The 8,255-nt window shown below is 65.0% G+C and carries 8 protein-coding genes; 6 read left to right on the forward strand and 2 right to left on the reverse strand.

Annotation, left to right across the window (positions count from 1 at the left end):
- Positions 1-94 precede the first annotated feature (94 nt).
- The 4 genes from AC1D1G_RS37435 (at position 95) to AC1D1G_RS37450 (ending at position 3,301) form a co-directional block, all read left to right on the forward strand.
- A complete protein-coding gene (locus AC1D1G_RS37435; RefSeq protein WP_005239684.1) occupies positions 95-1,156 on the forward strand; it encodes a DNA-directed RNA polymerase subunit alpha in 1,062 nt (353 codons plus the stop codon).
- A gap of 27 nt (positions 1,157-1,183) precedes the next feature.
- Positions 1,184-1,753: a 50S ribosomal protein L17 gene (gene rplQ / locus AC1D1G_RS37440; RefSeq protein WP_005239685.1), complete on the forward strand. Its 570-nt coding sequence runs from the start codon at positions 1,184-1,186 to the stop codon at positions 1,751-1,753.
- Positions 1,754-1,839: 86 nt separating this feature from the next.
- Entirely contained in the window at positions 1,840-2,652 is an 813-nt protein-coding gene (truA, locus tag AC1D1G_RS37445; RefSeq protein ID WP_280782640.1) for a tRNA pseudouridine(38-40) synthase TruA, read from the forward strand.
- A gap of 82 nt (positions 2,653-2,734) precedes the next feature.
- Positions 2,735-3,301 (forward strand): NADPH-dependent FMN reductase, encoded by a 567-nt coding sequence (locus AC1D1G_RS37450; protein WP_477956099.1) that lies wholly within the window; start codon positions 2,735-2,737, stop codon positions 3,299-3,301.
- A 216-nt stretch (positions 3,302-3,517) separates the two neighbouring features.
- Here the strand turns inward: AC1D1G_RS37450 and AC1D1G_RS37455 are convergent, their stop codons facing one another.
- Positions 3,518-4,690: an epoxide hydrolase family protein gene (locus AC1D1G_RS37455; protein WP_283332980.1), complete on the reverse strand. Its 1,173-nt coding sequence runs from the start codon at positions 4,688-4,690 to the stop codon at positions 3,518-3,520.
- Positions 4,691-4,792: 102 nt separating this feature from the next.
- On the opposite strand from AC1D1G_RS37455, the gene AC1D1G_RS37460 reads away from it, so the two are divergent.
- Positions 4,793-5,380 (forward strand): CGNR zinc finger domain-containing protein, encoded by a 588-nt coding sequence (locus tag AC1D1G_RS37460; RefSeq protein ID WP_280782643.1) that lies wholly within the window; start codon positions 4,793-4,795, stop codon positions 5,378-5,380.
- Between the two features lie 52 nt (positions 5,381-5,432).
- On the opposite strand, the gene AC1D1G_RS37465 is transcribed toward AC1D1G_RS37460, so the two are convergent.
- Positions 5,433-6,342 (reverse strand): IS5 family transposase gene (locus AC1D1G_RS37465; protein WP_477956100.1). Its coding sequence is split into 2 segments (ribosomal slippage): positions 5,433-5,990 and positions 5,992-6,342, totalling 909 coding nucleotides; the frame shifts between segments, so codons are not numbered across the junction.
- Between the two features lie 508 nt (positions 6,343-6,850).
- Here AC1D1G_RS37465 and AC1D1G_RS37470 point away from each other — a divergent pair.
- Positions 6,851-8,131: a hypothetical protein gene (locus AC1D1G_RS37470; protein ID WP_477956101.1), complete on the forward strand. Its 1,281-nt coding sequence runs from the start codon at positions 6,851-6,853 to the stop codon at positions 8,129-8,131.
- The last annotated feature ends 124 nt before the right edge of the window (positions 8,132-8,255 follow it).

Here is an 8,255-nt window from a genome sequence, read left to right on the forward strand (position 1 = left end):
GTTCCGGTTCCGACTACCGGAAAGGCGCACGGGCACGAAGTGCCTTTCCCATCGTGGGCGTCAAATAGCGGACGCCCGTACAGGAGGAAATCCAATGCTCATTTCTCAGCGACCCACGCTGACCGAAGAGGTCATCGCTGACAACCGCTCGAAGTTCGTCATCGAGCCCCTCGAGCCAGGCTTCGGGTACACCCTCGGCAACTCGCTCCGCCGCACGCTGCTCTCGTCGATTCCCGGCGCTGCTGTCACCAGCATCCGCATCGACGGCGTTCTGCACGAGTTCACCACAGTTCCCGGTGTGAAGGAAGATGTCACCGACATCATCCTGAACCTCAAGGGCCTCGTCGTGAGCTCCGAAGAGGACGAGCCGGTCACCATGTACGTCCGCAAGCAGGGCCCCGGCGCTGTGACCGCAGGCGACATCGTGCCCCCGGCCGGCGTCACCGTGAACAACCCGGATCTGCACATCGCCACCCTGAACGACAAGGGAAAGCTGGAGATCGAGCTCGTCGTCGAGCGCGGTCGCGGCTACGTCCCCGCCGTCCAGAACAAGGCGTCCGGCGCCGAGATCGGCCGTATCCCGGTCGACTCGATCTACTCGCCGGTGCTCAAGGTCACCTACAAGGTGGAGGCCACCCGCGTCGAGCAGCGCACCGACTTCGATCGGCTCGTGCTCGATGTGGAAACCAAGAACTCCATCACCGCTCGGGACGCGCTCGCTTCGGCGGGCAAGACCCTGGTTGAGCTCTTCGGCCTGGCCCGTGAGCTGAACGTCGAAGCAGAAGGCATTGAGATCGGCCCCTCGCCCGCCGAGGCCGATCACATTGCTTCGTTCGGACTGCCCATCGAGGACCTGGACCTGACGGTCCGTTCCTACAACTGCCTCAAGCGCGAAGGTGTTCACACCGTCGGTGAGCTTGTCGGCCGTACCGAGTCCGATCTGCTCGACATCCGCAACTTCGGACAGAAGTCCATCGACGAGGTGAAGGTCAAGCTGCATTCGCTCGGCCTGGCCCTCAAGGACAGCCCCGCGTCCTTCGATCCCACCACCGTTGCCGGCTACGACGCCGCCACCGGGACGTGGAGCGACACGGACGCCGGTTCCTTCGGTGATGCCGAGGGCACCGAGGACTACGCCGAGACCGAACAGCTGTAGCTCACGGTCCTTTACTAGGAGATCATCATGCCCAAGCCCAAGAAGGGTGCCCGCTTCGGCGGGTCGGCTTCGCACCAGAAGGCGATCTTCGCCAATCTGGCTACCGCGCTCTTCGAGCACGGCCGCATCACCACCACGGAGTCCAAGGCCAAGGCCCTGCGCCCGTACGCCGAGAAGCTCGTCACGCACGCCAAGGCCGGAACCCTGGCTCACCGTCGCGAGGTTCTGAAGGTCATCCGCAACAAGGATGTCGTGCACACCCTGTTCGCGGAGATCGGCCCGTTCTACGCCGATCGTGACGGCGGCTACACCCGCATCATCAAGACGGTCCCCCGCAAGGGCGACAACGCGCCGATGGCGATCATCGAGCTCGTCAAGGAGAAGACCGTCACCTCCGAGGCCGACCGCGCTCGTCGCGTGAAGGCATCGAAGGATGCGCCGGCTGCTGCTCCCGCCGAGGAGAACGTCGTCGAGGCCGTCGAGGCCGAGGCAACCGACGCCGAGGTCGAGAACGCTGACGCCGTTGTCGAGGCCATCGAGGACGAGACCGCCACCGCGGCCGACGCCCCCGAGGCCGAAGAGGCCAAGAAGGACTAGTCCACTTGGTTTCGGCACACGCTGAATCGAACGGGCCCGTCGTCCCCCCGAGGGACGGCGGGCCCGTTTCGTATGCGACCCGTCGCTTGCGCCTGGACATCGCGTACGACGGAACCGATTTCTCCGGGTGGGCCCGCCAGAACGGGCTGCGCACGGTGTGCGGGGAGATCGAGGAGAAGCTCGGCGCCGTCCTGCGTACACCGTTGCAACTCACGGTGGCGGGGCGCACCGACGCCGGGGTCCACGCCACCGGACAGGTGGCGCACGTCGATGTTCCGGTCGACGCCCTCCCTGACGACCCATCCCGGCTGGTCCGCAGGCTCGCGCGGTTCCTGCCGAAGGACGTGCGGATCAAGCGGATCGCCTTCGCGCCCGAACACTTCGATGCGCGGTTCTCCGCGATGCGCAGGCACTACGAATACCGGCTGACGTCGGCGGCCTACGGCGCCGATCCGCTCCGAGCCCGGGACACCGTGTCGTATCCGAAGGTTCTCGACCTCGAACTCATGCGCTCGGCGTCCGCGACACTGCTGGGTCTGCACGACTTCGCGGCGTTCTGCAAACGCCGGGAAGGCGCCACGACCGTCCGCGATCTCCAACGTTTCGACTGGGAGCGCGACGGCGACGTGTTCACGGCCTTCGTCAGCGCCGACGCCTTCTGCTGGTCGATGGTGCGCAGTCTCGTCGGTGCGGTTCTCGCCGTGGGGGAGGGGCGCCGCGACCTCGGCTGGATCGAAGGACTCCTCCAGGAGAAGTCGCGGTCGAGTTCGATCCTGGTGGCCCCGGCGCACGGACTGACCCTGGTGCGCGTCGACTACCCGGACGACGCGGATCTGGCGGCACGCAACAAGATCACCCGGGACGTCAGGACCGTGCCGGGCGGCTGCTGCGGCGACTGACCGGAACCTGCGGAGTCGATCACCACCGCGGTAGCGGAGGCGCCAGCACCTACGATGGCTCCGGAAGAGAAGGAGCCTGTTCATGACCGCAGTCGCACCCGTCCGGATCGAGATCATCATCGGATCCGTCAGAGTGGGCCGGATCGCTCCCGTCGTCGCCAGCTGGTTCGCCGAACGTGCTCGCGCCTACCCGGGGCTGGACGTGGGCATCATCGATCTCGCCGACACGCCGTTGCCGCAGGATCTCGGCGCATCCCCCGCGACGGACGAATTCCGGGAGCGAGTGGGCAGAGCCGACGGGTTCGTGGCCGTCACCTCCGAGTACAACCATGGTTACCCTGCAGCGCTGAAGACCGCGTTCGACAGCGTCAAACACGAATGGCGCTCGAAGCCCATCGGTTTCGTGTCGTACGGCGGGTTGGCCGGCGGGCTCCGGGCAACCGAACAGCTGCGCCAGGTGGTTGCCGAATTGCACATGGTGTCGGTGCGGCAGAGCGTGAGTTTCCACCAGGTGCGCAAGCGATTCGACGACCAGGGGCAGACGACCGACGGCGCCGCCATCGACTCGGCGGACCGCATGCTGGCGCAGCTGGCATGGTGGGCCGCCGCGGTCCGCGTACAGCGCGGAACCACCCCGTACCCCGGCTAGTAGGACCAGGAAGAGTCGTTGCCCGGCAAACGAATTCCGCGCGGACAGCGGTCACATTCACAGGTGAATGCGATCAACCCGGGCACACAACGATTGGGAAGAAACCCAGGAACGCTACCGCAAAGGTCTTCAACCGAGACTCCTCGCCGCGCAGAGCATTCGGCGCGTAGCTCAGATCCCCGGACCAATTCCGAGTTCCGGCACCCAGCGCCGCGTTCACCGATGAGCGGCCAGCACTGCCGCCAGGCCTTCTTGCAGGTCCTTGACGAAATACTCGGGAACCTCCAGCGACGGGAAATGTCCCCCGATTTCGGGCGACCTCCATCGGACGATTTGTCGGTACCGCTCCTGTGCCCAGGGACGCGGACACTTCTCGATGTCGCGGGGATACATACTGATTGCTGACGGGACGTCGACCCGAAGTTCGGGGTCCAGCGAGTTGTGGCTTTCGTAATAGATGCGGGCCGACGATGCGCCGGTCCGCGTCAGCCAATACAGGGTGACGTTGTCGAGAACGCGGTCTCTGGAAATCGTCTCGAACGGGCTGTCTTCGGTATCTGTCCACTCGGCGAACTTGTCCAGGATCCAGGCAAGAAGCCCGACCGGTGAGTCGACGAGCGAGTAGCCGATGGTCTGCGGTCGGGTCGCCTGCTGCTTCGCGTACGCCGCGTGGTGGCGCCAGAAATCGCGGGTTTCCTCGGTCCATTTGCGCTCGGCCGCCGTCAGCCCGTCCGTTGTCAACCCGGGCGGTGCCTCCGCGAACGTTGTGTGGATGCCGAGAACATGCGCCGGGAACCTGCCGCCGAGAACCGTGGTGATATTGCCTCCCCAGTCGCCGCCGTGGGCTGCGAACTTGCTGTAGCCGAGCCTTCCCATCAGTTCCACCCATGCGGCTGCGATCTTTTCGGTTCCCCACCCGGTGGTGGCCGGCTTGTCGCTGTATCCAAAGCCCGGCAGCGATGGAACCACGACGTGGAACGCCGGCGCGTCTGCATCTTGCGGATCTGCCAGCTCGTCTACGACATCGACGAACTCGGCAATGCTGCCTGGCCAGCCGTGCGTCACGATCAGAGGAGTGGCATCTGCGCGCGCGGATCGGCGGTGCAGGAAGTGGATTCCCAGATCATCAATGGTCGTGCGGAACTGGCCGATACGGTTGAGGCGCTCTTCGAACGACCGCCAGTTGTACCCGGTGCGCCAGTAGTTCACGACATCGACGAGGTCGGCGAGCGGAACGCCCTGTTCCCATCGGCGAGGGTCGGGCGCGGCGTGATGGACCGTCTCGGCCTCCGGTAGCCGCGCCGCGGCTAATCGCGTGCGCAGATCGTCGAGTTCAGCGTCTGTTGCGTGGGCTTCAAATGCTTGCACGTCGCTGGTTGGACGGGGCATGAGACCTCCTGGCAATCGTGGAACCGGATACAACCTTTCGCGAACCGTCTAAGACGGTTCTAGCATGTCCGATCACAGGGTGCAACCTGCTAAGGTGGTTCCATGCGAGCCGAGTTTCCTGACTTTCGCCTCGGAAACGTGCTAGCGACCAGCTTCACGGCGACTCTGACGGAGCGGCGCGGCAACGCTCTAGAGCGCATTCCCACGCCGCAGCGACTCGTCGACTGGCTGGCAGTGAACGGCCTCGCCGTGGAGTCCTGCACCACCGCCCAGCTCGAACTCGCTCGGGAACTGAGGGAATCAATTCACGCCGCCGCGACAGCGGCCGCGATCCAGGACTCTCTCCCTGCGTCTGCTGTCCAAGTCATCAATGACTGCAGCGCTCAGGGTCGGGCCGCGGCTATCCTGACGCCGGAAGCTAAGCGGCGATGGCGACTCAGCTCGGCTTCCTGCGTGGAAGATGCCCTCAGCGTGATCGCCGCCGACGCGATCAGCATCATCGCAGGCGAACGAGACGGAAAATTGGCCCTGTGCGCATCGCCAACGTGCCAAGCCGCCTTCTTCGATACCAGTCAAAGTCGCACCCGCAAATGGTGTGACATGAACACGTGCGGGAATCGTCAGAAGAAGGCGCGCTTCCACGCCAACCAGCGCAAGAACGGGACTGCCGCACGGACGGGTGGCACCTGATCTGGATTGCCCGGGAGGGCGGGCCTGGAGGGACGGAATCGGATTCCGGGGCCTAGGGCATGTCTCCCAATAGTTTGAGCCATTCGACGATGCCGGCGAGGAGGAATCCAGCCCGGTAAGTCAGGGCAAGCTTGTCATACCGGGTTGCCACCGCTCGCCACTGTTTTGCCTTGTTGAAGGCCCTTTCCACCACGTTGCGGCCCTTGTACGACTCGGCATCGAAGTTCGGTGGCCGACCGCCCGCGCTGCCCTTGTTCTTGCGGTTGGCCACCTGATCGGACTTCTCGGGAATGACCGCCTTGATGCCCTTGCTGCGTAGCAGTTCTCGATTGGCCTTGGATGTGTACGCCTTGTCGGCACGGACCTCGTCCGGGCGCGTGCGGGGTGCGCCGCCACCGATGCGCGGCACGCAGATGCCCTCCAGGAGCGGGCCGAACATCGGGCTGTCKCCGGCCTGGCCAGGACCCACCAGCACCGACAAGGGACGTCCGTCGCCATCGCACGCCAGGTGGACTTTGCAGGTCAGCCCGCCGCGGGACCGGCCGATGCCGTGATYGACCGGTTCGTCAAGCAGATTCGTGTAATTCGGTAGATCCCCCTGTGTCACGCGCGGCGTTGGCGCCGTGCTGGTGCACCCGCACCACGGTGGAATCCACCGACACCGCCCAATCCAGGTCGCCACCGGCATCGGCCATCGCCGCCAGGGCTATGAGTACCCGATCCCACGTTCCATCCCCGGCGTAGCGTCGGTGCCGTTTCCACACCGTCTTCCAGGGGCCGAAATGCGCAGGTAGATCCCGCCACGGGAGCCCGGTACGCAGCCGGTAGAGCATCCCCTCCACCACGAGCCGGCTGTTCYGGAACTTCCGCCCCCGCAGCCCATCCGAACTGGGCAACAGCAGCGCAAGCAACTCCCACTGCTTGTCCGTCAACACCTCAAACCTATTAACAACGTCTGCCACAGCGAAGAGTCTGCAGCACAACACCCCAAATCATTGGGAGACACGCCCTAGCGGCGGCACACCGACGAAGCTTCCCGGTACGGCCAAGTCCACCAAGGGGACGAAGGGCTCCGGCTCGCGTGACTCGATGGGTTTGCTGTTGGCCAACCACCGCTCCACCGGACTCAGGTCAGCGTCGCCGCCACGCTCGCTCGCTTGATCCGTCATTCGCTGGACCAACCCTTCTCTCACGACAACACGAAGAACGACTAACCCCGGCGTGATGAGAGTTTAAAGAACGTCCGAGATAGACAAATACGGAATAGGGGACCAACTACCACCTACCGCCACTTGGCCGAGTTGGCGACGCGCGGCTCTGTCGGTTGTTTGGTCGACATCGCGTTGCAGCGCTGGTGGTTTGATATCAATCACGTACGCAGTAACGCGTTAGTCGACGCTGTAACGCCATCAAAATTCCGATGCGGGGCTGCAGCGATCGACGCACTGTTCAACTGAAGGGGGCCCGGGTATGGCCAGGCGACGTGGATTCTTCGCGGAGATGCAACACCAGGCGCGGCTCGCCGAGCAGCGGCAACGCCAGCAACAACGGGCCACCGCCCAGGCACACGCCCGCGCGGTCCGCGAAGCGCAGCGCGCCCAGCGGGAATTCGAACGCGCCCAGGCCGCCGGCGCCCGCATGGCCGCGGCCGACGCTGCCTATGGGGCGAAGGAACGCGCCCGGCTGCATGAACAAGCACGACTGGCCGAGGTGGAACGGCTCAATGCCGAGCTGGCGGAGCAGTCCGAGGCCATCGACAGTCTCCTGTCGGCGACGTTGGCGGTCGACGACTTCGTCGACCTGGCGGCGTTGCGGCAGCAGATCGCGCACCCACCGTTCGACCGGCCCGATCTGACCACCCCGACCCGGCGCCCCGATCCGCTGCCCTATCCGCCGGAGCCCGTCTACACCGAACCCCCGGCGCCGACCGGGCTCGGAGCGGCGCTCGGCGGCAAGAAGAAGCATGCGGCCGCCATCTCCGACGCCCAGGCGCTGTTCTGGCAGCAGCATCATCATTGGCAGCAACTGCTCGCCGACCGCGCCCGGGTCGAGGAGGCAAATGAGCACACGTATCAGCGGCTCGAGTCCGCGCGTGCGCAGAAATTCCAGGCTGCGCAGGAGCAGTACGAACGTGAATGCCGCGAGCGCCGGGAATCGGTGCTGTCGGCGAATGTGAAACTCGAGCGGCTGATGGTGGCGTTGCAGGAGCGTGAGCCGTGGGCGCTCGAGGAATACGTGTCCATCGTCCTCGGTAACTCGGTGTACCCGGAGTGCTTTCCCGTCGAGCATGACTTCGCGTTCGATCCGGCGGATCGGGAACTGCGGTTGACCGTCACCGTGCCCGACCCGGCTGCCCTCCCTGTGGAGAAGGCGTTCAAGTACGTCAAGGCCGGTGACTCGATCACCAGCACCCTGCTGACGGTCAAGGCCCGTAAGGACCGCTACGCGAAAGCGGTCGCCGAGGTGGCGATCCGCTCGGTGCACGAGATCTTCGAGGCCGACCGAGACGGCATCGTGGCGACGATCTCTTTGGAACTGGGCACCCGCGTGATCGACCCCGGCACCGGGCACGACGCCACCATCACCCTGGTGCAGTTGGCCACCGACCGGGACACCTTCACCCGACTCGATCTGAATCGTCCCGGGTTTGATGCGCACCTTCTTTCTTGGGAAGGTAATCCTTATGCCGAATGTCTATCCAGCCGAGGTGCGAGAGAAGGCCGTGCGCCTGGTCCTCGAGCACCGTGGTGACTACGCCTCGGAATACGAGGCGATCCGCACAATCGCCGAACGGATGTCACTGAAGACGGAGACCGTACGGGTGTGGGTCCGCAAGGCCGAAGCGGCGGGCGATGGCACCCATGCCGCGTCGGCG

It is taken from the genome of Rhodococcus sp. P3_B8 (assembly GCF_056402775.1).

What these genes read in the sequence shown, in the direction of transcription:
- AC1D1G_RS37435 (WP_005239684.1), top strand. Translation starts at nt 95, where the DNA reads ATGCTCATTTCTCAGCGACCCACGCTGACCGAAGAGGTCATCGCTGAC.
- AC1D1G_RS37455 (WP_283332980.1), bottom strand. Translation starts at nt 4,690, where the DNA reads ATGCCCCGTCCAACCAGCGACGTGCAAGCATTTGAAGCCCACGCAACA.
- AC1D1G_RS37450 (WP_477956099.1), top strand. Translation starts at nt 2,735, where the DNA reads ATGACCGCAGTCGCACCCGTCCGGATCGAGATCATCATCGGATCCGTC.
- AC1D1G_RS37460 (WP_280782643.1), top strand. Translation starts at nt 4,793, where the DNA reads ATGCGAGCCGAGTTTCCTGACTTTCGCCTCGGAAACGTGCTAGCGACC.
- rplQ (WP_005239685.1), top strand. Translation starts at nt 1,184, where the DNA reads ATGCCCAAGCCCAAGAAGGGTGCCCGCTTCGGCGGGTCGGCTTCGCAC.
- AC1D1G_RS37470 (WP_477956101.1), top strand. Translation starts at nt 6,851, where the DNA reads ATGGCCAGGCGACGTGGATTCTTCGCGGAGATGCAACACCAGGCGCGG.